The 22,438-nt window shown below is 39.4% G+C and carries 31 protein-coding genes and 1 riboswitch; of the genes, 18 read left to right on the forward strand and 13 right to left on the reverse strand.

Translation table 11 applies throughout. The features are described from left to right. Positions 1-6 precede the first annotated feature (6 nt). A riboswitch (TPP riboswitch) is annotated at positions 7-117 on the forward strand. Positions 118-186: 69 nt separating this feature from the next. Genes thiE through PQ477_RS16585 form a run of 8 tightly spaced genes read left to right on the forward strand, consistent with a single transcriptional unit; the run spans position 187 to position 5,341 of the window. Then, complete coding sequence (gene thiE / locus PQ477_RS16550) at positions 187-816, forward strand: thiamine phosphate synthase (protein ID WP_035398092.1); 630 nt, start codon at positions 187-189, stop codon at positions 814-816. Beyond that, a complete protein-coding gene (gene thiS, locus PQ477_RS16555; RefSeq protein ID WP_035398090.1) occupies positions 813-1,010 on the forward strand; it encodes a sulfur carrier protein ThiS in 198 nt (65 codons plus the stop codon). Before thiE ends, thiS begins: the two co-directional genes overlap by 4 nt. A 2-nt stretch (positions 1,011-1,012) precedes the next feature. After that, complete coding sequence (locus PQ477_RS16560) at positions 1,013-1,780, forward strand: thiazole synthase (RefSeq protein WP_144558784.1); 768 nt, start codon at positions 1,013-1,015, stop codon at positions 1,778-1,780. A gap of 21 nt (positions 1,781-1,801) precedes the next feature. Continuing rightward, positions 1,802-2,902 (forward strand): glycine oxidase ThiO, encoded by a 1,101-nt coding sequence (thiO, locus tag PQ477_RS16565; protein ID WP_349775489.1) that lies wholly within the window; start codon positions 1,802-1,804, stop codon positions 2,900-2,902. 9 nt (positions 2,903-2,911) lie between these two features. Next, positions 2,912-3,709: a bifunctional hydroxymethylpyrimidine kinase/phosphomethylpyrimidine kinase gene (gene thiD / locus PQ477_RS16570; RefSeq protein ID WP_035394162.1), complete on the forward strand. Its 798-nt coding sequence runs from the start codon at positions 2,912-2,914 to the stop codon at positions 3,707-3,709. A 12-nt stretch (positions 3,710-3,721) separates the two neighbouring features. Continuing rightward, positions 3,722-4,285: a hypothetical protein gene (locus PQ477_RS16575; RefSeq protein ID WP_274272506.1), complete on the forward strand. Its 564-nt coding sequence runs from the start codon at positions 3,722-3,724 to the stop codon at positions 4,283-4,285. A 31-nt stretch (positions 4,286-4,316) separates the two neighbouring features. Then, entirely contained in the window at positions 4,317-5,024 is a 708-nt protein-coding gene (locus PQ477_RS16580) for a DUF1385 domain-containing protein (protein WP_274272507.1), read from the forward strand. Then, positions 5,015-5,341, forward strand: coding sequence for an MTH1187 family thiamine-binding protein (locus PQ477_RS16585; protein ID WP_035394157.1), 327 nt, complete (start codon positions 5,015-5,017; stop codon positions 5,339-5,341). Before PQ477_RS16580 ends, PQ477_RS16585 begins: the two co-directional genes overlap by 10 nt. A gap of 1 nt (position 5,342) precedes the next feature. Here the strand turns inward: PQ477_RS16585 and PQ477_RS16590 are convergent, their stop codons facing one another. From PQ477_RS16590 to PQ477_RS16600, 3 genes are read right to left on the reverse strand one after another with little or no spacing between them, the layout of a single operon-like run. Further along, entirely contained in the window at positions 5,343-5,777 is a 435-nt protein-coding gene (locus PQ477_RS16590) for a GNAT family N-acetyltransferase (RefSeq protein ID WP_035394154.1), read from the reverse strand. Further along, positions 5,774-6,298: a 2'-5' RNA ligase family protein gene (locus tag PQ477_RS16595; RefSeq protein WP_274272508.1), complete on the reverse strand. Its 525-nt coding sequence runs from the start codon at positions 6,296-6,298 to the stop codon at positions 5,774-5,776. Before PQ477_RS16595 ends, PQ477_RS16590 begins: the two co-directional genes overlap by 4 nt. Positions 6,299-6,312: 14 nt before the next feature. Beyond that, complete coding sequence (locus tag PQ477_RS16600; protein WP_144558789.1) at positions 6,313-7,041, reverse strand: alpha/beta hydrolase; 729 nt, start codon at positions 7,039-7,041, stop codon at positions 6,313-6,315. Between the two features lie 160 nt (positions 7,042-7,201). Here PQ477_RS16600 and PQ477_RS16605 point away from each other — a divergent pair, with 160 nt between their 5' ends. Together PQ477_RS16605 and PQ477_RS16610 are read left to right on the forward strand one after the other, a co-directional pair. Further along, a complete protein-coding gene (locus PQ477_RS16605) occupies positions 7,202-7,390 on the forward strand; it encodes a hypothetical protein (protein ID WP_035394150.1) in 189 nt (62 codons plus the stop codon). Between the two features lie 23 nt (positions 7,391-7,413). Continuing rightward, positions 7,414-7,632 (forward strand): helix-turn-helix domain-containing protein, encoded by a 219-nt coding sequence (locus tag PQ477_RS16610; RefSeq protein WP_038479087.1) that lies wholly within the window; start codon positions 7,414-7,416, stop codon positions 7,630-7,632. Between the two features lie 39 nt (positions 7,633-7,671). On the opposite strand, the gene fumC is transcribed toward PQ477_RS16610, so the two are convergent. From fumC to msrA, 3 genes are all read right to left on the reverse strand, one after another. Beyond that, entirely contained in the window at positions 7,672-9,060 is a 1,389-nt protein-coding gene (fumC, locus tag PQ477_RS16615; protein WP_035394148.1) for a class II fumarate hydratase, read from the reverse strand. Positions 9,061-9,334: 274 nt separating this feature from the next. Next, positions 9,335-9,769 carry a peptide-methionine (R)-S-oxide reductase MsrB gene (gene msrB / locus PQ477_RS16620; RefSeq protein ID WP_035394146.1) on the reverse strand — a complete coding sequence of 145 codons (435 nt, stop codon included), beginning with the start codon at positions 9,767-9,769 and terminating at the stop codon, positions 9,335-9,337. Beyond that, complete coding sequence (gene msrA, locus PQ477_RS16625; RefSeq protein WP_144558790.1) at positions 9,766-10,302, reverse strand: peptide-methionine (S)-S-oxide reductase MsrA; 537 nt, start codon at positions 10,300-10,302, stop codon at positions 9,766-9,768. Before msrA ends, msrB begins: the two co-directional genes overlap by 4 nt. A gap of 308 nt (positions 10,303-10,610) precedes the next feature. Here msrA and PQ477_RS16630 point away from each other — a divergent pair, with 308 nt between their 5' ends. Next, complete coding sequence (locus PQ477_RS16630) at positions 10,611-12,272, forward strand: sensor histidine kinase (RefSeq protein WP_274272509.1); 1,662 nt, start codon at positions 10,611-10,613, stop codon at positions 12,270-12,272. Here the strand turns inward: PQ477_RS16630 and PQ477_RS16635 are convergent. Next, positions 12,202-12,822 (reverse strand): LysE family translocator, encoded by a 621-nt coding sequence (locus PQ477_RS16635; RefSeq protein WP_035394139.1) that lies wholly within the window; start codon positions 12,820-12,822, stop codon positions 12,202-12,204. The two genes, PQ477_RS16630 and PQ477_RS16635, sit on opposite strands and share 71 nt — an antisense overlap. Positions 12,823-12,972: 150 nt before the next feature. Between PQ477_RS16635 and PQ477_RS16640 the strand changes: the two genes are divergently transcribed. From PQ477_RS16640 to PQ477_RS16650, 3 genes are read left to right on the forward strand one after another with little or no spacing between them, the layout of a single operon-like run. Continuing rightward, positions 12,973-13,701 carry a YqcI/YcgG family protein gene (locus tag PQ477_RS16640; protein WP_035394137.1) on the forward strand — a complete coding sequence of 243 codons (729 nt, stop codon included), beginning with the start codon at positions 12,973-12,975 and terminating at the stop codon, positions 13,699-13,701. A gap of 57 nt (positions 13,702-13,758) precedes the next feature. Continuing rightward, positions 13,759-14,742 carry an aromatic acid exporter family protein gene (locus PQ477_RS16645; protein ID WP_274272510.1) on the forward strand — a complete coding sequence of 328 codons (984 nt, stop codon included), beginning with the start codon at positions 13,759-13,761 and terminating at the stop codon, positions 14,740-14,742. Between the two features lie 30 nt (positions 14,743-14,772). Further along, entirely contained in the window at positions 14,773-15,279 is a 507-nt protein-coding gene (locus tag PQ477_RS16650; RefSeq protein WP_274272511.1) for a L,D-transpeptidase, read from the forward strand. A 74-nt stretch (positions 15,280-15,353) separates the two neighbouring features. Here the strand turns inward: PQ477_RS16650 and prli42 are convergent, their stop codons facing one another. Next, positions 15,354-15,452 (reverse strand): stressosome-associated protein Prli42, encoded by a 99-nt coding sequence (prli42, locus tag PQ477_RS16655; RefSeq protein WP_152980813.1) that lies wholly within the window; start codon positions 15,450-15,452, stop codon positions 15,354-15,356. A gap of 71 nt (positions 15,453-15,523) precedes the next feature. On the opposite strand from prli42, the gene PQ477_RS16660 reads away from it, so the two are divergent. Next, positions 15,524-15,931 carry a VOC family protein gene (locus PQ477_RS16660; protein ID WP_035394133.1) on the forward strand — a complete coding sequence of 136 codons (408 nt, stop codon included), beginning with the start codon at positions 15,524-15,526 and terminating at the stop codon, positions 15,929-15,931. Between the two features lie 58 nt (positions 15,932-15,989). Next, positions 15,990-17,108 (forward strand): M20/M25/M40 family metallo-hydrolase, encoded by a 1,119-nt coding sequence (locus PQ477_RS16665; protein WP_035394131.1) that lies wholly within the window; start codon positions 15,990-15,992, stop codon positions 17,106-17,108. A 31-nt stretch (positions 17,109-17,139) separates the two neighbouring features. Here the strand turns inward: PQ477_RS16665 and PQ477_RS16670 are convergent, their stop codons facing one another. After that, a complete protein-coding gene (locus PQ477_RS16670) occupies positions 17,140-17,337 on the reverse strand; it encodes a hypothetical protein (protein WP_035394129.1) in 198 nt (65 codons plus the stop codon). Between the two features lie 123 nt (positions 17,338-17,460). Here PQ477_RS16670 and PQ477_RS16675 point away from each other — a divergent pair, with 123 nt between their 5' ends. Both PQ477_RS16675 and PQ477_RS16680 read left to right on the forward strand, forming a co-directional pair. After that, entirely contained in the window at positions 17,461-17,901 is a 441-nt protein-coding gene (locus PQ477_RS16675) for a DUF327 family protein (protein ID WP_035394127.1), read from the forward strand. A 16-nt stretch (positions 17,902-17,917) separates the two neighbouring features. After that, positions 17,918-18,334 carry an SRPBCC family protein gene (locus tag PQ477_RS16680; protein ID WP_186370766.1) on the forward strand — a complete coding sequence of 139 codons (417 nt, stop codon included), beginning with the start codon at positions 17,918-17,920 and terminating at the stop codon, positions 18,332-18,334. Here the strand turns inward: PQ477_RS16680 and cbpB are convergent. The 4 genes from cbpB to PQ477_RS16700 form a co-directional block, all read right to left on the reverse strand. Further along, positions 18,331-18,768 (reverse strand): cyclic-di-AMP-binding protein CbpB, encoded by a 438-nt coding sequence (gene cbpB / locus PQ477_RS16685; protein ID WP_035394123.1) that lies wholly within the window; start codon positions 18,766-18,768, stop codon positions 18,331-18,333. The genes PQ477_RS16680 and cbpB overlap by 4 nt on opposite strands. A gap of 510 nt (positions 18,769-19,278) precedes the next feature. After that, positions 19,279-21,048, reverse strand: coding sequence for a S8 family peptidase (locus PQ477_RS16690; RefSeq protein WP_274272512.1), 1,770 nt, complete (start codon positions 21,046-21,048; stop codon positions 19,279-19,281). Continuing rightward, on the reverse strand, positions 21,032-21,850 hold the full coding sequence (locus tag PQ477_RS16695) for a divergent polysaccharide deacetylase family protein (RefSeq protein WP_274272513.1): 819 nt from the start codon (positions 21,848-21,850) through the stop codon (positions 21,032-21,034). Before PQ477_RS16695 ends, PQ477_RS16690 begins: the two co-directional genes overlap by 17 nt. A gap of 116 nt (positions 21,851-21,966) precedes the next feature. Beyond that, on the reverse strand, positions 21,967-22,269 hold the full coding sequence (locus tag PQ477_RS16700; protein ID WP_035394121.1) for a MerR family transcriptional regulator: 303 nt from the start codon (positions 22,267-22,269) through the stop codon (positions 21,967-21,969). Positions 22,270-22,438 lie beyond the last annotated feature (169 nt).

Raw genomic sequence — 22,438 nt, forward strand, 5'->3', positions numbered from 1 at the left:
ATAAATAGCAAAGACTAGGGGTGCCCGATGAAGTTGGGCTGAGAATAAGAACGTGTTTCTTTTACCCTTTAACCTGATCTGGATTACACCAGCGGAGGGAAGTCGGCATACGCAGATTAAACAATGTAGCGTGTAAACCGTAACCCTTGTGGTTACGGTTTTTTTGCGAAAGGGAGTGCAGTGAAGATGAAAGATTTTCAACTTTATGTGATAACAGGAGAAGCATTTCATAAAGGCAAAGAGCTTGTGACGGTTATGGAGGATGCGATAAAGGGCGGCGCCGATTTTATACAACTTCGCGATAAAACAAGCAGTCGAAAAGAAGTTTTCGAAAAAGCTAAGCAGCTCAAAGAACTTTGTCGGTCATATGAAATTCCTTTTATCGTAAACGATTATATCGATATCGCTATGGCTGTTGATGCAGATGGCGTTCACGTAGGACAAGATGATATGCCTCTCGCTCATGTTCGTAAGCTAGTGGGCGACGATAAGATTATTGGTGTCTCTACTCATAAATTAGAAGAAGCGTTAGAAGCCGAGCGAGGTGGTGCTGATTATATTGGTGTCGGCCCAATCTTTAAAACCAATAGTAAAGAAGATGTCGTTGATCCGGTAACAACATCCTATATTAAAGAAATTAAAGCCAATCTTTCCATTCCATTTGTAGCAATCGGCGGTATAAAAACCCATAACGTTCGCGAAGTAATTGAAGCAGGAGCGGATGCGGTATGTGTGATTACAGAGGTTGTTGCAGCTGACGATGTGCAGGCAGCTGCAGAACGGCTGACTAAAGCGATTAATGAGGCGAAAGCATGAAACTAACGATAAATGGAAAAGAACGTATTGTAGAAAGTAAGACATTGCTTGATTTAATGACAGAGTTAAATGTAAATGGGCAGCTTGTCGTAGTGGAATTAGCTGGAGACATCATTCCAAGAGAAAAATGGAGTGTAACCGAGCTCGACGAACAAAAGCCTGTTGAGCTTGTTCATTTTGTTGGAGGAGGTTGAACATGAAAAAAGAATCATTGACTATTAACGGAAAGACACTTCAATCACGCTTTTTCTTGGGAACAGGTCGCTATCCGAACCCGTTTGTTCAAAATGAAGCCATCAAAGCATCGGGAGCAGAGGTGCTAACTTTTGCTTTAAGACGTGTTAATTTGGAGGCGCCAATGGAAGATTCCATTTTGCAACATTTACATGGTGAAACCTTTCAATATTTACCTAATACGTCTGGTGCTTCCACTGCAGAGGAAGCCATTCGAATTGCACGTCTCGCAAAAGCATCTGGTTTAAGCGATTGGATTAAAATTGAAATTAGTGCTTCGGAAAAAACGTTGCTACCTGATCCGATTGAAACGTTAAAAGCAACCGAAGTTCTTGTATCAGAAGGGTTTACTGTTTTACCATATACGTCAGATGACCCTATTCTCTGCAAACGATTAGAAGAAGCAGGTGCACATGCGGTTATGCCAGGCGCAGCGCCCATTGGAACAGGTCTAGGTATACTCAACGAATACAATTTAGGTTTAATTGTAGAAGATGCGAGAGTACCAATTATTGTTGATGCTGGCCTGGGCACAGCTAGCGATGTGACAAAAGCGATGGAACTTGGTGTGGATGGAATTTTAATGAATACGCCAGTTGCAAAAGCTAAAGACCCTGTAAAAATGGCAACGTCCATGCGCTTAGCTATTGAAGCAGGTGAATTGGCGTATGAGGCGGGAAGAATAGCTAAAAAACCATATGCAAGTGCAAGTAGTCCAACAAGTTATTAGATGAACGAGTGAGGTTTTATTATGCAGAAAGTCGTTATTGTTGGCGGGGGTATTATCGGATTATCGATTGCCTTAAGGCTCGCAAATAAAGGGGTACATGTAACCGTCTTGGAAAAGAATACATGTGGGGGACAAGCTTCAGGTGCAGCAGCAGGCATGCTAGCACCTTTTTCTGAAATCGGGGAAGATCAAGATGTGTTTTTTGACTTTAGCTTAGCAAGCCTTCGAATGTACCCTGAGTGGCAAGCGTTCGTTAGAGAAACATCTGGTGTGGAATTTGAATTTTCTCCATCCGGGACCCTACATTGCGTGTACCATGAAGCGGATTTATTGCCCCTATCATCGAGGATATCTTGGCAAAGTGAATACAATGAAGACATGCGCATATTAACTCAAGAAGAAGTATTAGAACGAGAACCCCACTTATCAAGAGACATAAAAGGGGCCATTTATTATCCAAATGAAGCCCATATTTATGCCCCAGATTTTGTGAAGGCTTTAATAGCAGCATGTAGAAATTTAAAAGTAGACATTTATGAGCAATTAGGTGAAGTGGAAATTGTAGAAGGTTCGTCTGTTCGTCTCAAGACTGATACAATGGAATGGGAAGCTGATCAAGTAGTCATTGCCACAGGAGCGTGGGCGATGAAGCAAGGAGAAGCGCTCGGGCTGCAGTTGCCCGTCTATCCAATTCGAGGGCAAATTTGTGCCTATCGACCAGAAAAGCCGCTCTTAAGTCACATTGTTTATACGAGTCAAGGCTATCTCGTACCAAAAGCAAATGGTACAATTGTTAACGGAGCTTCTGAAGACATTGCGGGATTTGAAACAGCTGTTACTGCCAAAGGGATTGATCGCTTAAAACGCTGGAACAAAAAAATGGTACCAGCTCTTGAAGAAGAAACCCCGTTTCATGAGTGGGCAGGCTTGCGTCCGGCCACACAAGACGGTTTTCCGTTTATTGGACGTTTAACCAATCACCCCTCTGTGTATCTAGCATGCGGTCATTACCGTAACGGGATTTTATTAAGTGCGATAACAGCAAAAGTGGTGGCGGAAGATCTTTTAGGCGAAAAGGTTTCATTCCCACTTCAAGCGTTTCATCCTGAACGCTTTTCATAGGAGGAAAAAATGACAATTCCTAAAATGTTGTCCGTCGCAGGATCTGATTCTGGTGGAGGGGCTGGCATCCAAGCAGATATTAAAACAGGTCAAGAGTTAGGTGTCTATACGACAACTGCCGTTACGGCATTAACAGCGCAAAATACAGTGGGTGTGCAAGAGGTTTTTCCGGTTAGTACTGATTTTCTGAAGGCTCAGCTTGAGGCAGTGCTCAGCGACATTGGAACCGATGTTTTAAAGACGGGTATGCTTGTTAGTGAGGAACATATTCAAGTTGTCTGTCATGTAATAGACGCATATTCAATTAAAAATGTTGTTGTCGATCCGGTAATGGCATCAACGAGTGGATCGGGTTTGTTAAATGAGGCTGGTGTTACAGCCTTAAAAGAAACGTTGCTGCCGCGAACGACCGTCTTTACACCGAATATACCAGAAGCGCTACGATTGACTAACACACATGAACCAATCACCATTGCAGATCTAAAGGAACTCGCGGTACAATTGTATCAGTTTGGTCCTGATGTTGTTGTATTAAAAGGTGGGCACTTTAATGGAGACGCAGTGGATGTATTTTACGATGGAACGAAATTAGAATTGCTGACTGAAAAGCGAATTCAACTTACGAATACGCACGGAACGGGTTGTACATTTGCTTCGGCTATAGCAGCTGAACTCGCCAAAGGATCAATCCCTCTTGAAGCAGTAAAGCGAGCAAAAGTTTTTATAACAGAAGCGATCCGTTATGGTCTACCGATCGGTAAAGGGAACGGGCCTACCAATCACGCCGCTTACAAAAAGAGCAGATAAGGAGTAAGAAAAGTGAAAAGGCACTGGGTTGTATTTATTCTACCGGCTATTTTAATGGTTTTTATCGCGCTAGGAGGCTTTATCTATTTATCGCAAGACGATACGCTGAGTAACGAGGAACTACAGAAAGAAGTAGAATTTACTGCTGTCTTCCAGCAGCAAGCCGTTACAATCGAATGGGCGTGGCCCCAACTTCCGACAGAAGGCATTTATGGCATAGATTATATCGGGTTGTCGTTTGACGGAGATCCACAAGCCGTTGAAATAGGTCAGGTAACGCTTCCTGTCGAACCAGAACAAACCTATGACGGTTTCGCTGTAGAGAATGGGATTATTTTTGCATTTCCGACAGAGATGCAAGAGCATCAAAGTGTCGGTACAAGAGGCCAACTTATTCAAGGGTTACCGCCAGAAGTAGATGTAGAAAATGTTAAGGTGACGTTGTTACATACTTGGACAAACCATGAGGACCTACTACTTGAAGACGCAACGTTTGCAAATCCTCAATTCGGACAAGCGAAAAATGTTCAGCATTGGGTTAAGACGTATTCATTGGAGGATTTACTTGAGAATTAGTGGAATGTCGTTTGAAAAAGGTGTATTTTTCATGACAAATCAAACACTTGCTTGTAGCTTTCATGATCGAGAGGGTGAGCTTCGTTCATGGAGTAAGCCTCTAAATGCAAAGACACTTGGTCATGCAACACTGCTCGTGTGGCGATCAAGTTCTTTCTGGTTTAAAGCGATTTGTGGACTAGTTATTCTTTTCATTGTTGTACCTAAGCTACTGCCGATATCATGGCAAGGCATTCCCTTTTATAGTTTTTTCTACTTATTATTTGGTACGCATTTTTTCTTTCCGGGCGAGTTAAAACAATATCACGCAGCAGAGCATCAAGTATTTAGCACAAGAGGAAAAGTAAATCATCAAGAGATGGAAAAGGTGGCACAGGCATCGGTACGTAACCGTGGCTGTTCGACTGGACTTGTGGTCGTCTACTTTTTGAGTGTCGCCATACTCACTCTGCTTAGTGTAGTCTTCTTTTCTATAATGACAAGCTTAATGCTTGGCTCCTATGTTGCTTTATTGTTTGTAGCGCTATATGTTAGGTTTAATCGCCATTTTACTTTTAAGTGGGTTGTGGCAATTGTATTGCCTCTCTCGTATTGGTTACAAGAACGGGTTACGACAAAAACGCCTACACAAAAGCATCTTGAATGTGCAATTGAAAGTTATGTTCAACTAGGGAAAGTAGCGTTTTCAAGATCACTATTTAAAAAAAGAATGGAAGAGGAGGATAAGTCATGGCAATAGTCGATGTCACCATTATACCAATTGGAACGGAAACCCCTAGTGTCAGCAGCTATGTGGCTACTATCCAAGAAGTTCTAGAAGAAATGACAAAAACCCACGACATTACTTACCAATTAACTCCCATGAGTACGTTAATTGAAGGTGATGTATCCACTTTACTGGATGTGGTTAAGAAAATTCATGAGGTTCCATTTAAACGTGGAATAGACCGAGTGGCTACAAATATTCGGATAGATGATCGACGTGACCAAAAATCTACGCTGCAAAGTAAACTTCAAGCAGTGGAAGCAAAGTTAAAGAAGGAAGATGAACAATAAGTCATCTTCCTTTCTTCATGGAAAAATGAGGAATACCCGCCTCAAAAAAACGCTCTGATGTCTTTAAGTAGCCAAGTCGTAAATAGAAAGCAAGAGCCGGTTCTTGAGCGTTTAGCACCAATTCATCTACGCCTTTTGCGAAACCTACTTCTTCTATTTTTTTCATCAATTGTTCCCCATATCCTTTATTGCGATAAGGTTCTAAAATACTTACTCGTTCAATTTTTCCTGCCTTGCCTACCATTCGTATACGAGCAGCACCGATAGCTTTCTGGTTAGCTGTAAGTAAAAGGTGGGTAGCGGTTTTATCATGCTCGTCTCTTTCTACCTGTGCAGCCACGCCTTGCTCCTTAATAAACACGTCTTCTCTAATCTCGAAGCACTGTGCTTGTAGCGACTCACTAGTAGCAACTTGTACATCAATGTGTTCAATCATGTTGACTGGCCTTGCAAAAGAAATGTTTCATAAACAGTCCACGACTCGTTATCGAGTTGGTAAAGAAGTTGAATACGATCAATGGTCTCTTGATGAGACACATCAATCATTTTAAGTTGACCTACAATATCATCATGTTCTGCCTGCTGTAGCTTTTGTGCAATGGTAATATGGGGTATAAAGACTGAATGCGCACGATCAGTCGGAAACGGTTCTTGATAAAGCTTCTCGTTCAACCAAGAAAGCTGTTTGTTTTCTTTTAGTTTGTAGAAAATGGTAGTTGATTGTGGAAAGAATGTATCTACCTTATACACATGAATATCAATTGGTGAACATTGACGAGCAATATCTCGTAACATGTGAATCATTTTTGGTAATTCCTCATTGCTTATTGAGAAACTTTCTTTTAACGTAATATGAGGTGGGATGTTCGCATAATGGGCATCATAACGCCGCCTTAATCCGTTAGCTGTGTCTTGAAAGGGTTTTGATGGAAAAAGAACAATTCCGTAATTAAGCATTAATCATACCTCCTTTATAATGGAAACAACGATTTTAATCCAGTGGAAAGATAGTTCTGCCAGTAAGTCCACGTATGATCACCATCAAACTCTTCGTACGTGTAGTGAAAAGGTGTGTTGTGGAATACTTCTTTTAGTTGTCTGTTAGGTGTTAAGAAATCTGCTTCTTTTCCGTCTGTCGTTTTGACAACATCTTCTTTTTTGCCAATAATGTGATAAATGGATAAGATGTCTTTTTTCTTGAATTGACTTACTTTATCCTCAACCACTTGATTGACATAAGGGGAGAATAATAAAAGCTTTTTAAATAATGTAGGATATTCTAAAGCAGTTAGCAAGGAAATCGTTGCTGCCAATGAATCTCCCGCCAACATACGTGCTTCTGCCAATGGTTCGACACTGTAGTTTTTTTCTAAATAAGGAAGTAGTTCGCACGCTAGGAATCGTGTATAGGCTACATGGGTCTCATTATTAGGGTGATACCAAGTATGTCTCATTGCTACACTTGGGTATGGAACACCAACAACGATAAGTTCTTCAATGTCTAAATCGTCTATTAATGAATCTACCTGCCGGTGCACACGTCCAAAGCGAAAGAAATCTTGTCCGTCTTGACAAATCATTAACCGGTAAGATTTTAGTGGTGTATAATTTGCTGGTAGATAGACAGATAATGAAATGGTGCACTGTAATTGTTCACTTTCAATCGTTGCTTCTGTTATACTGCCTTCGATGTTCGCCATGAATAACTTCCTTTCTAAGGTCTTCTCATACATTAGTTTACCATATTTTTGTGAAAGTGAGGGAGTCTCCGTTTTTTTGACAGTTCTATGATAAAATGAATGATTAAGGATAAACTATTTTTACCAATATCCATCATGAATGGTTAATGGAGGAGTCCGTATGAAATCTAAAAGACCTCATTGGATTTATTATCGAGAGGTATTTCGATCAAAATTTCAAGCAAAGTGTATTCAAGCGAAATTGGAAGACAATTGGGAAAATGGCTATGAAATAGGGCCACTTGTGGAAGTGAAGCGTTTAAAAACGAATAAATATATTGTGCGTTATACGTACGATGAAGTGATGTGACTATAGAAAGTGAGGGAAAGAGAATGGGTGAGAGTCGACTAAGAATGTTGCGCATTCAAAAAGGCTTTAGCTTAGAAGAAGTGTCCAAACAAGTAGGAATCTCTGCCGGATACTTATCGCAAATTGAATCAGGCAAAAGGCAAGTCAATGCATTAATCTCGGAAAAAATCGCGCAATTTTTCAACGTATCTTTAGACGATTTATTTGAAGCTACTCGATATAAAGCTGTATGGGATCATTAATAGAAAAAACGCCCCCTATAAAGAAGGAGCGTCAACTAATTATTTAGGAGAAATCATATTACCTGGTACAACATATTCGTTAAATTGCTCTTCAGTTAACAAACCGCTGCTTATTGCCGCTTCTTTTAATGTCGTATTTTCAGCGTGAGCTTTCTTGGCAATTTTAGCAGCATTTTCATAGCCGATATGCGGATTTAATGCAGTTACGAGCATAAGGGATTCATTTAGCAACTGATCCATTTTTGCTTTGTCTGCTTCTAATCCAATGAGACACTTATCATGGAAATTATTCAGGCCGTCAGATAATAGGCGCATGGATTGAAGGACATTGTATATAATAACAGGCTTAAAGACATTTAATTGAAAATGTCCTTGGCTTGCTGCAAAACCAATAGCAGCATCATTTCCAAGTACTTGTGCTGCAACCATTGTTAGTGCTTCACTTTGAGTTGGATTGACTTTACCTGGCATAATGGAACTACCTGGCTCATTTGCAGGAATGATTACTTCGCCAATACCACAACGTGGACCGCTTGCTAGAAGACGGATATCATTAGCGATTTTAAAAGCGTCAGCTGCAAGTGCCTTAAGTGCTCCATGGAAATAGACGAGCTCATCATGGCTTGTTAACCCGTGGAAATGGTTTTCAGACGCTTTAAAAGAAAAGCCTATCTGCTCGCTAAGTTGCGCTGAGACCTCTTCACTAAAGCCGATAGGTGCATTTAAGCCTGTACCAACAGCTGTTCCGCCGATTGTAAGGGCACGAACGTGATCAAGAGACTGTTCAATCATCGTTGAGCAAGTAGTCAGCATATGTTTCCAACCGCTAATTTCTTGACCGAACGTTAAAGGCGTCGCATCTTGCAAGTGGGTACGACCAATCTTAACGATATCCGAAAATTCTTGTTCTTTTGCTTCAAGCGTTTGTTTAAACTGTCTTAAAGCTGGAATTAATTCAGTCTCAGCGAAAATGACTGTCGCAACATGCATCGCAGTCGGAAATGTATCGTTAGAGCTTTGAGAGTGGTTCACATCATCATTTGGATGAACGGTCACATCGTTATAGCCTTGTTCACTTAAATAACCGTTTGCTAGATAGGCAATGACCTCATTCATATTCATGTTCGACTGTGTACCGCTTCCTGTCTGCCAAACAACAAGCGGGAAGTGATCCTCTAATCCACCAGCGACAATTTGATCAGCGGCATATGTAATGGCTTCAACCTTTTGCGGATGTAGACCTTTTAACTTACCGTTTACAATTGCGGCTGCTTTTTTTAATTCTGCAAAAGCACGAACCACTTCAAACGGAATTTTTTCAGTACCAATTTTAAAGTTTTCCAAACTTCTTTGTGTTTGTGCGCCCCAGTATTTATCGGCAGGAACTTGAATTTCTCCAATTGTATCTCTTTCTGTACGCGTTTTCATTTTCACCATTCCTTTACCCAAGATTGATAACCCAAATCTATCATACCAAAAAACGACAAGAAACTTAACGAAAACATATAAAAAGATCGGTATGGTCGATTGAACTTGCCGCTGTTTTTAAGACCGGCAGGAAGATCACCTAGTCGAAGTAGACAAGGAAAGATCGCTAAAAGCAACAAAAAAAGCGTAAACGATTATACGAGTCCAAAGCCGGAAAAGGACTCATAATCGTTTACGCTCTTCACTCTTAGTCTAGCAAGAAATGTGTTTCGTTTTACGAAAATAATTTTTTGTAAACACTGTAGCCTTCATCATCCAGTTTGTCTTTTGGAATAAATCGAAGCGCAGCAGAATTAATACAATAGCGAAGACCATTAGCTCCAGGACCATCTGGAAAAACATGACCAAGGTGGGAGTCAGCTTCTTTACTACGAACTTCAGTCCGTACCATAAAATGACTACGGTCTTCTTTTTCAAGAATCTCTTCTTCTTCAATTGGTTTTGTGAAGCTCGGCCACCCGCAACCTGCGTCGTATTTATCGTTGGAAGAAAACAATGGCTTACCAGAGACAATATCCACATAAATACCATCTTCTTCGTGATCATAATAGTCGTTTTTAAAAGGTGGCTCTGTTCCATTCTCTTGTGTAACGTGATATTGCATAGGTGTTAGCTTCTTTTTTAACTGATCGTTTGAGTTGTTTGTCATGATGGATCCCCTTTCCAATGTCGTTCAATAAAGTCTGCTCGCCCTGAACCTTTGCGATAGAGTTGATAATGAAATGCATTCTTCTGGTAATAATCTTGGTGGTATTCTTCGGCAGGGTAAAACGGTTTCGCTGGTAATACGAGTGTTGCAATTGGTTTTGAAAATTTACCACTATCTTCTAATGCTTGCTTTGACTGTTCAGCCATTCTTTTTTGTTCATCACTATGATAAAAAACCGCCGTTCGATACGAATCGCCGCGATCGTGGAATTGTCCACCTGGATCTGTCGGATCAATTTGTTGCCAAAACAAAGAAAGAATCGTTTCGTAGGAAATAAGAGAAGGGTCAAATGTTAGTTGAACTGCTTCAAAATGTCCAGTTGTTTCGCTACAAACTTCTTTGTAAGTGGGGTTTTCCGTATGACCGCCAGTATAACCAGAAATGACAGACTCCACACCTTCATATTGATCAAATGGTTTAACCATACACCAAAAGCAGCCGCCAGCAAACGTTGCTTTTTCTAACTGACTCATGTACTCACTCCCATTTCTTTAGATAGTGTTAGTGTAACATACCTACTCTTTGTTCAAAAAACGAACGGCTTTAAACGAAAAGTTTTGACAATGTCAAAAAAGAGTTAAAAAGAAAAAAACATAAAGAACTTTAGCGAAAAAGGGGGTCTTCTTGTCGTTCTTTTGCTTTTTTTGTCAACAAGTTCTGTTCGTAAAATTTGTTATTTAGGAGGAATTTAAAAAGAAAAAAAGAATCAATTGTTGGAATATGTCAAGAATGAAAAGGGGGTTTTATGTCGATGAGATAGTCAATCGCATCGACGGCACGTATGAAGGCGATGATTAAAGAATTACTGAATCAGTCAAACGCACCGCAATGTGTTATTTATGAAGACGTCATCATCATGCGGAATGTAGCTTTTAATAAATTAGCTAAGCTAAGTAATCATAACGATGAAATTCCGATGTCCACAATTTTAAGTTATCAATCAATGGAAGAATGGGTTCTCGAAACAAATCACTCTCCCATCCATTTAACCATTAAGCATGCGGTATTAGATCAAGATTACATGCTCTATACTTTCGAGGCTGATAACAAGACTGAAGACATCCGACTAAGTTTAGTGACAAAGGATTATACAAAGAAATTAAGATGGCTTACAGACGAAGATGGCAAAATCATCGATGGAAGTGCTGTCGGTCGTGAATTTTTAGATGTACATGATTCCATCTGGAGTTTTGTTCCGAAGGAATTAATGTCTAAAGACATGAAAAAGCAAGTGATTACGTTTTACTATCAGCATACAGAATATGAAGTTCGAATTATTACCTATTATGGCTATATTTTATTTGATGTCATTAATGCCAAACAACGGGTGGAGCAATTAATCGCGCGCAACGAACTGATTAATATACTAGAGCTATCAAATGAATGCTACATTTTACATGACGATATGACCATTCATTACGCAAATAAAGCAGCCCATCTTTATTTAGGTGTAGAGGAAGAAGAACAGCTTCTTACTGGAAGACCCTTGCGCCAACATATCCAAGCGAGAGAATTAAAGCTCATTAAGGAATCCGTTCGCAATCAACAAGAGGAGATTTTATTTAGACCTGTTAAGTTAATTAATGGGGAAGGCAGTCTACTTTATACGATGTGTGCCATCCTCCCTGTTCATATTGAGGGAAAAAAGCTATATATTTCAGTATTGAAGCAATCACATCGCTCGTCAAAGAAACGAGAGGAAGCAATGAAAGTTGCGTCCCGTTTATCAGCGAGTATGGCACATGAAATTAGAAATCCATTAACGACTATCAAGGGGTTTATGCAATTATACAAGGAAATGAAAACAATACCTGAGAGTCAGCTAGCTGTTATTGATGAAGAACTCGAACAAATGGAAAAAATTATTAATGATTATGTTTTTCTTGCGCAGCAAAAAGGGATGAAACCAAGCGAAACAATTGAAATGAATGATTATTTACAATCTTTCATGAAAAAAGACGAAATACAAGCATTGACTCAACATAACCCAGTCGCTATTTCAAGCGCAGAGTCGTTTTATTTTAACGGTTACAAGGAAGAATTAGATTTACTCTTTTTAAATTTAATTGAAAATGCTGTTGACGCTAGTGAAAAAACATCAACCATTGAAATACGAGTGACGTCGGAACAAAATCAACTCTGTGTTCAAATTATTGATAAAGGCGTAGGTATTTCCCCGAATCGTCTTTACTTATTAGGCCAGCCGTTTTTTTCATCAAAAGAAAAAGGGACTGGTTTAGGTTTAATGATTTGCCACAAAATTGCTGAACTTCATGGCGGTCGCATGGAAATTAAAACAAAGGCTGGTACAGGGACAATAGTTCATATTTATCTACCCCTTAAGGTAACGACAGCTGTTGAAGATGAAGGGGTTAGAACACCACCTCTGCAAGCTTTAAAGCGAAATGAAAGCCAAACAGTAATAAGCATAGGCCAGCGATAACATTTAAAATTGGTAAAAGCGACTGACTAAGGAACTGTCCAAAATATGAAGCAAGAAACGAGAGACTAATGTTCCATACAAGTATGCCAGTAAATAAAAAACCGATGTAATAGATAAATGATCCTGATTGTTCAGTCATTAACTCTGCCAATGTGGAGCCAAAAATGCCAAACCAAAACATTAAATTAATTGGGTTAAACAAGGCAATGGATAGCCCTGTCCAAAACGATGCCCAGATTGGTGCTGTGAGGCTGCTCGAACGTTGAAGAGCAGTCTTTCGCTTATTAATCGACTCGATGCCCAGATAAATTAAAAGAGCAGCCCCAAATACATAGAGAATGATTTGTACAGAAGGCATAAAAATAAACTGCGCTAAGCCAAAGTAAATAATGATCATAAAAAGAAGATCAGCAAGAATTGCGCCAATACCAATAAATAAGGCAGGAAGAAAACCGTGAGAAACACCTTTTTTTAGAATGGCTAAACAGATTGGACCTACGGGGACGGCCAACGATAAACCTAGAATAAACGCCGAGAGAAAAGCGGGCATTTAAGAACACTCTCCTTACACAACAGACATGCTTTATTCTTATAATAATGTGGGCGTAGACGATTTTAGACATGCTTTATTTGTAAAAAAGTGTCTAGATTCTGTTAGGGCTTCATAAGATGAATAGGAATGTTAAAGGAGGGGTTCTATATGAAAGCATCACGCTTATTAACGACTGAAGACATGCGTTCGGATGCTGTACCAGCCTGGGTGAACGAAAGTTACGAACAATACAGTAATGTTGTGACGGATCAAACTTTTCCATGTTTTTTTGGACAAAAAGGAGAGCGCAAAGGTGAGTTGCGTTATTCCTTTTTATCGCATGCTGATTGGACGTCACTACCGAGTACATTAACAGCATTTCAATCTTTAATGGCGAAACGACCGCTTATTCGGCGTGGACTTTTTGTGTTTATCGAGCCTGAAGAACAGGAGCAAACCTTGGATTACTATCGACGCTATTTTTGGGATATCTTGCAATACTTAAATGATAAAGATGAAAGTGTATGGCCAGCTCATACACCGAGTGATCCGAATCACCATTTGTGGTCATTTTGTTTTAATGGTCAATCCATGTTTGCTTTTGCCAATACACCTGCATATAAGCAGCGTATTACACGAGATTTAGGGCAAAGTATGGTCATCGGTTTTCAACCTCGAGAAATTTTTCAAGGTTTAGAGGGGACTGAGCCTAAAGGTCATAACTCTCGAGAAGCTGTTCGGAAAAGGGTAGAGGCGTGGGATCAAATACCGAAACATCCTGATATAAGCCATTATGGTGATGTAGATCACCGGGAATGGAAGCAGTTTTTTATTGGAGATGACTGTGTACCAATTACAGGCGCTTGCCCGTTTCGCGCAAAAAACGACTCAAAATAGATTTTTAATCTTGTAACGTGATAAACTAAGCGTACTACTTATAGAGATAGGGGTATCATGAAATTTAGAATTGGCTATCGAACATTAAAAACGGCGATCGGTGTATTGATTTCACTTTCCATAGCGCAGTTACTTGAATTAAACTTTGCTTCTTCTGCGGCGATTATTACCATTCTTTGTATTTCGGTCACCCGTAGAAATTCATTACTTGTATCATGGGCGCGCTTTATTGCTTGTATCATCGGACTAATAATGAGCTCAGTTTTGTTTGAATTACTCGGTTACACCCCTGTTGCTGCAGCACTCTTTATTTTGCTCTTTATCCCAGTTGTCTTACTCGTAAAAGCAAGCGATGGCATTGTAACGAGTTCTGTTATCGTTATGCATTTATATGTTGTTGGTGAGACGTCTATCAGCTTTTATTGGAATGAGCTACAGCTTATTTTTATTGGGATTGGAACGGCACTAGTGATGAATTTATATATGCCTTCTAAAGATAAACTATTACGACAGCGACGTATGCAAGTTGAAGAGTTGCTTAAGGCAACGTTGAAGCAGCTTTCGATCTACATACGTGCAGGTGAAAGCAATTGGGATGGAAATGAACTTCCTCAGTTAGATAAAGTGTTGAAGGAAAGTAAGAAAGTTGCCTTTGTTTCAATGCAAAATCATCTCTTATCAGAAGAAAATCATTATTATCATTATTTTTCAATGCGCGAAAAGCAACTTGAGATCATTGAACGTTTAATGCCACACTTAACAAGAATTAATGGGTCAGTCCCTCAGCAAGAAAAGGTCGCGAATTTTCTAGAAGAGCTGTCACGCGCAGTTAGTCCTACCAATTCAGTTGCTTATTTTCTCTTGCAGTTAGAAGAAATGCGCACCGAATTTCGGAATATGCCGCTTCCAAAAACAAGAGAAGAGTTTGAAAGTCGGTCTTCCCTTCTTTTAATTGTGTTTGAATTTGAACAATATTTAAAGACAAAAGACGCGCTTTGGGTGCAAAAATCGGATAAAAAGAGATCATTGAGCAAACCCTAAATGGAGTTCAACTTCATAGGGGTGACAAATGTGAAATGGTCTTTTTTTCTGTTTACGTTTATTATGCTATCAACTTTACTTCCAGAACAATTTCCAGTGGAAAAAGCAGCGGTTATTGTGAATGTCCAAACAAATGAAATGGCAATCTTTGAAGCGAACCGTATAAGCGATGTGTTTCCGGTTGCAAGTGGAAAAAAAGGAGAAGAAACACCTCTTGGTGAATTCCATGTGCTTGTTAAAGCAAAGCATCCTTACTATCGTAAAAAGAATATAGCTGGAGGCGATAAACGGAACCCACTTGGCAGCAGGTGGATTGGCTTTGATGCGAATGGAACGAATGGGCGTACATACGGACTACACGGAACAAATCAACCGCATTCCATAGGTTACAACGCTTCGTTAGGCTGTATTCGCTTAGAGAATTCTTCTGTAGAGTATGTATATGAAAGAGTAGAGATTGGAAGTAAAGTGATTGTAGTGAAAGAAACAAAAAGCTTTTCGGCGTTAGGGAAGCAATTTAACTTGTTGAAGAAATAAGGATATGACCACACACATGCTTCAGGCGGAAATCTCAATGGACTCCGCCTGGCTTGTCTACTTTAAAGGTATGATTAGAACATGCCTAAACCGGCAGCTGCGGTAAACACGCCCCCTAATACGAGTGTTGCAATCATAATGTAAATAATTAATCGTTGAAATTTTCGTGGCATAGTCTTCACCCCACTCACACTATTCTACTGATAGTGTAACTGATTGCCTGGAAAGCAACAAGAGGTGTTTTATGCTTGATATTAAATTAGATCACATTGCATATGTTGTAAAATCAAAAGAGGAAGTATCTCAATTTTATTCGCTTTTTTCTCTAGCAGAAGGAAATTGTGAAATTGTGCATGAACAGCAAGTGACGGTTTACCATGTGCAAGTCAAATCCTTTTCAATTGAACTACTTTTACCGTTTCCTGAGAATCGTTCCTTGCAAAGGTACTTAGCGAGACGTGCATCTCCGTGTTTTCACCATTTAGCGCTTCTAAGTTCTGATTTACAGTCTCTACAAAACTGTTTAGAAGAGAATGGCTACGAATTTATTTATGAAAAGGCGAAGACAGGTAGTAATCGAAAGCGGATTAATTTTATAAAACCGGCGTGTACAAGCGATGTACTGATTGAATTGTGTGAGCACCAAACATGAAATGTGCGGCAATATTCGTTATGATAGAAGTGATTATGGTTATTGGAGTGAAGAAACGATGACAGAGAGAATCGTCAATGAATTTATTGAATTGGTTAAGGTCAGTTCTGAAACGAAACATGAGGCAGAAATTGCAGCTTTATTAAAAAAGAAATTTTCCGATTTAGGTTTAAAGGTGGAAGAAGATCAGGCGCAAGAAAAAACAGGTCACGGTGCAAACAACTTAATTTGTACGTTGCCAGGAACAAGCACTGAAGAGATTAAAACGATTTATTTTACATCTCATATGGATACGGTGGTTCCGGGAAAAAACATTCAACCGATTGTTGAAGACGAATACATACGAACAGATGGAACGACTATTCTCGGTGCAGATGATAAGGCTGGTATTGCAGCAATGCTGGAAGCCATTCGAGTCTTAAGGGAGAAAGAAGTTCAACATGGTGATATACAATTTATTATTACTGTTGGGGAAGAATCAGGCTTAGTTGGGGCAAAAGCGCTTGATCAGAAATTGCTCCGTGCTGTATACGGCTATGCCCTTGACAGCGATGGGGAAGTGGGAGGCATGATTACTGCAGCGCCTTCTCAAGCGAAACTTGTCACGAAAGTGTTTGGAAAGACAGCTCATGCAGGTGTTGAGCCAGAGAAAGGAATTTCAGCCATTTCAGTAGCATCAAAAGCAGTCGCGCAAATGCCTCTTGGCCGAATTGATCGCGAAACGACCGCAAACATTGGTCGATTTGAAGGTGGTTCGCAAACCAATATTGTGTGTGACTATGTAGAAATTACGGCTGAAGCTCGTTCTCTAGAAAAAGCCAAACTTGAAAAACAAGTATCCGCAATGAAACAAGCATTTGAAAATGCAGCAAAAGAAATGGGCACGTCATGTGAGGTTCAAATTACTTATTCTTACCCAGGGTATAAAGAATCCGAAGATGCTGAAGTTGTTCGGATTGCCCATGAAGCCATTACTACCCTTGGTTTAACACCATCCATGCGGGCGAGTGGAGGCGGAAGTGACGCAAACGTTATTTCTGGCTTTGGTATACCGACAATTAATTTATCCGTTGGTTACGAAAAAATTCATACGACCAATGAACGCATTGCTGTTCATTCACTAGCTAAAATTGCTCAGGTCATTATAGAAATTGTGAAAACAACCGCTAAACAATAATGAAAACAAGCCATTCACAAATGTGGACGGCTTAGATCAAGTAGTGAGTTTCATTCGCAAACTCCATGCACTCTAATATCTCTTCTTCCGGTATTCCAGTGGCGAGAGACAAATCGTTTATCGTAGGTGCACAATCATGCTTTACCCGGTAATCGTGTAAATAGTGATTGATTTTGCTCATTGTTACTTCATAATAGTATTTAGATGTTAAGTGTGTGTAAAAAAGCATTCTGACACCTCCAGTTAGTTAGGAGGTCTTGCGAATGAATACTCTATTTTACCATTCTTTCAGAAAAAAGTATAGAGCTAGCCTCTTAAGCATTCGATTTGAGGACGATTGGGGAGAAATGTCTTGTTTGAACTTAAGCATATTAATAAAAGTACAAGCTCTTTACCGGCCAGACACGCACAAACAAAAAGCAATGGTTCAGTAAATCAAAAGGAGCGCTTTCAAGAACAATTAAAGCAGCAGGCCCTCAGCAGTTTATTCGAGAAGATTGACCATTTAAAGGCGCAAGGGACGGATTTAGTTAACCAGCGGTCCTACGGCGCATTGACGTCTTTTCGTCGTTCATTAGAGGACTGTTTAAAACACGTATTAAATGACAGTTACCATGTGTCAGTAAGAACAAGTCATCAATTTGGTCAATTTAAACAGCATCAACTCGTACAAGTGGTCAATCAAGAGATGGATCTTTTGACGAAAGAGTTATTTGATGAGCAAAAGACGAGTATGGATTTATTAAAAAGGGTAGGGAAACTAGAGGGAATCTTGCTCGAAATTTATGTATGACAACAAGGAGGATGAAATGGATCATTATCTCTTTACGTATAAAACCGACCTTCCTGTTTCCTTAGAAGAGGCCTGGGCGTTTTTTTCAAATCCAAATAATTTAGCGCGCATTCAAACCTTCCCACCTGTAAATGTATCACAAGAGGGCGATTCAATTCTAATTCGAGTTCCTTACACTGGGAATCGTATTCAGTTTAAAACAACCATTTTTTCAGAGAGTCCGCCACATGAATTTAAAGACAAAATGGAAAATCCGCCGTTTCCTTTTTCGTATTGGGAACATACCCATCAATTTGTTAAAGGAAAAGACGGAACAATAATGATTGATCACGTTTGTTTTGCGTCAGTTGTGCCAGCTAGTTTAGCAGCAAAAGGGCTAACACTTATGTTTAAAAGCCGAGAGAAGCAAGTGAATAACCATCTTAGGCCTTAATGTTGGTGCATGTATTTGCTAATTAATTTTAAAATGGAACGTCTTGTTAAAATCCCGGTAAATGCTTTTTGATCATCGACAACGCATAAAAAGGGATGATTAATGGATAGCGATAGCGCTTTAGAAAATGTTGCTTCTGGACGAATGCAAGGAACATCTTGATTCATACAATCGCCAACTGTTAACGTTGATAACCGATCAAGTTCAAAGTCATGTTCACCCAATAAAGAATCCAAAATTAATGACTTGCTAATCATTCCCCTTAAGTGAAACGAAGAATCTAAAACGGGAATGGCTGTATATCCTGATTTAATAAGAACAAGTAACGCGTGTTGCAATGGATTATTTAATTGAACGTGTGCGACCTTGTCGGCAGATATGATTAATGGTGCGATTTCATTGTCTGTTAATAAACGATCTCGTAATGTTTGCATACATGTATCACTTCTTTATGTTAGATTTTCATGTGCTCCTTATAATCGTAAACGCTCTTTTCGAGTCCGTCAAGAATAGTATCCTCTGAATGAGTGCGAAAATCCTTGGGTAAAATAAAAAGAAAAAGGAGCGCGACCTTACGATATGCACTCAAAACAAACAGTAAAGTATATATGTGAACAATATACGTCCGGATCGATTTATTATTTTAAAATGGAATACATTACCCATGATAAGTGGAGTAATCTTCATTCTGTTGAATGGTCCGCGCCGAGACCTATTCGTCGCGAAACATTTTTAAAAAGAAAGAGACAAGGGTATTTGTGCGAATTTCATCAGCGATCATCTGCGAAGGTGGTTCCTTTCCAAAAAGAATGAAAAGAAATTCGTTTACTAATATGTCTTTTAAAAGAAAGAAGCGCATTCAATGAAGACGCTACATACCGTGTACCGGTACGAGCGTTCATGAATAGCGCTTTTTTATTTAATGCTTTGCATGAAGAGTATCTTTAGTCAATCGATGTAAGTGTGTCGTTGACATCAATTTCTCCATAACCGTAATAAACGTTAAAATCCCCGTCACCTAGCTGATTCGCATGACCTAAAATAAGGTTTCCAATTTCCTCATTCGATAGTGAAGGGTTAGTGGAGTGCACGAGTGCCGCTAAACCAGCTACATGTGGGGCGGCCATAGAAGTACCAGACAATAAAATATACTGGTTTTCAAGGTACGTACTAGGGATATGCTCACCAGGAGCTGAAACATCTACATAATCCCCGTAATTCGAGAAGAAAGAGCGGTTCTTATCTTGATTAACAGAAGCAACCGTGATGACCTGTGGATAGGCAGCAGGATACATTTGGTCATCTGTATTTTCGTTACCGGAAGCGCTAATAAGTGTAACGTCTTTACTATATGCATATTCAATGGCATCGTACAAAACATCAGAGTGATAATAATCACCTAAACTCATATTAATGACATCAGCTCCATGATCTACCGCCCAATAAATCCCTCTAGCAACAGAAAAGGAAGAGCCTTCTCCATCTGTATTTAATACTTTAATGGGCATAATTTTACTTTGCCAAGAGACGCCGGCGATGCCTTCAACATTGTTTGTTAACGCTGCAGCGATACCAGCAACATGCGTGCCGTGACCATTATCATCAATTGCGTTGGATGTATCATCAATTGCATTGTAGCCTTCTACTAACTTCCCTTGAAGGTCTGGGTGCTCTGGATCGACACCTGAATCAATGATTGCAATCGTTGTGTCTGAACCATTGGCATAATTCCAGCCCTTTTCAATGTCAATTTGTTCTAAATTCCATTGGTACGGTTTAAAGAATTCATCATTTGGTTCTACTTTCGTTTCTTGAATAACGGCTTTATTGACGAAAGAGTAATTGTGCTCAGCGAAAATAACGGCTTCATCACTCTTTAGCTTTTGGATATAAGCATCTTCTTCAATGGTTGATTGTAATACAACGTAAGGATGATTTTCCTTTAAAACAGTATGATCGTTTTTTATGGCCCACTGCTCAACGTTTGTGTTGGGGGCTAGTTTTACAATGACTTCTTCAGCGACGATAGGGTTATTTTGACTTTTTGTTTGTGAATTAACGTAAATATTCCAATTTAAGCCTGGGACGGTTGTTGCTTGTTGGCCATCTGGTAGCGTTGTTTGTTGATTAAAGTCAACCTGGGCGTTTTCGCCAGACATAAAGAGTGTTCCTTCGCTATCAGCGATCATGGCGTGCTTTGATAGGAATGATTGAATAAAAGCCAGATTGATTTCGCTAATAACGGTGTTGCCGGATGCTAATGCCTTTTTAACCATAATGTAAGAGTGATCTTCTTTTTGATATGGAAGAGAATACTGAATCGCATTATAGGTTGTAGTAAAAACGGGCAACTCGTTAAGGTCTAAAGAAGAACCTGCCTTTTCAATAATTTGATTCGTACCATCTACAAGGGCAATTCCTTCTATATAAGGATGCTGTTCAACTTCTTCTTCAAGCTTTCTGTCAAGCTGCTCTCTCGTTGTCCATTCTTCTAAGCTTGTCGTAAACGAATGAAACATCATATTAGTGGTAAGAGCAAGATCTTCTGCTTGCAAGTGATCGATTGCTTCTTGAGAAACAGAGGCATTAAAATGATTATTGGATTGTTGATGAATGGACGCGCGATGCATGTTTGGTGCTGGTTTAATAATCAGCATGCCAATGATTAGTGTACTTGCTAATGCAATAGCCCATTTTTCAGAACGTCGTAACATAATGATTCTCCTTTTTTACATGTAGTTGCTTAAAATCTTTTTCGACTTGCGGTGCTATCCATTGAGATGGATAAACGAGGATGATGTTGGCTTCCGAGAATAAGCGTTTCGACTCTTTTAATGCGTTATACGTTTCATTCCCTTTAACCCCAACATGTCCAATTGCAATAGGGTACTCATGGCGGTCAGTGGTCTCCATAAATGTTTGAAGCTGTTTTTTCACGTAAGAATACGAGGACAAAGAGTCATCAATAAAAAGGGTTCGCTTAAAGCAAGGTACAAGGTATTGATTTGCAATTTCTGGCATAAGTGATTTTGGTGTTGTTCCACTATCAAGCAAATAAAGACCGTTTCTCTTGGCGAACTGGACAATTAGCGTCACTATTCTTTTGTCTTCCATTCCTTTTGAACCCATGTGATTATTTAATCCTTTTGCATGGGGAACACGCTCCAATGCCTGATTTAAACGATGGTTAATTTCGTCGTCACTTAAATCAGAAGTAATGGGGTTAGGCCCTAACCAGGATTTTTTACCTACTTTTGGCTCTAGGGGTAAATGTATAATCACTTCTAACCCATGCTCAGACGCTAATTTATCTTGTTCTTGCGCCTGATCTAAAAAAGGCATAATAGCGGCAGTGATTGGGATATCACCAGTTAAAAATTGTTCGACTCCTTTCACTTCTCCTCCAAAATCATCAATAATGATTGCCACCTGCTTGCTAGACGCCAGTACAGGGGTTGAACTAATAAGGAACGCTGTAATAAGCATCAAACAAATTGAAAAAAAAGATTTGACCATGTTTCTACTCCTTTTTGCTATTAGTTTGCTGCAAAAACAGGCGCTTTCATGTTAGGAAGTAAAAGGAAATTCCAAAAAAAAAAAAACAACTAGGTTAAAAACCGTAGTTGTTTCTGTTATTTCCGAATATTAAAGGCAGCGTTAAGCTGTCCTCGGAGCATCTTTTCTCTAACTTCCTGTTTGCGAATCGCTTTTTGTTCCATGCGTCTTATTTCGAAAGTTTGCATACCATCTTCCATTTTGTTTGCAATATCAACTAATCGTTCAACGTCTAAAAAAGAGTACTTTCGTGTTCCACCCTTTGATCGTTCTGGAAAAAGCAGTTTTCTTTCTTCATAATAACGTATTTTTCTCTCCGTTAAACCAGTTAGTTCACTAACCATCCCAATGGTAATGACCTTTTTATCTTTGTATGACAACCCTCTCCACCTCACAGTTGAGTTTACCCACGATTGTTGTGTAATAATATATCATAGCTAAGAGAACGATGTGAATAAAATTGTAAGATTTTCTTACATAGTCGATCGATGGAATCGTAATTACTGCGAATACGCACGTGATATACCAGTAAAAAGGTTTAATAATACA

The sequence above is a fragment of the Shouchella hunanensis genome (assembly GCF_028735875.1).
Taxonomy (GTDB): domain Bacteria; phylum Bacillota; class Bacilli; order Bacillales; family Bacillaceae_D; genus Shouchella; species Shouchella hunanensis.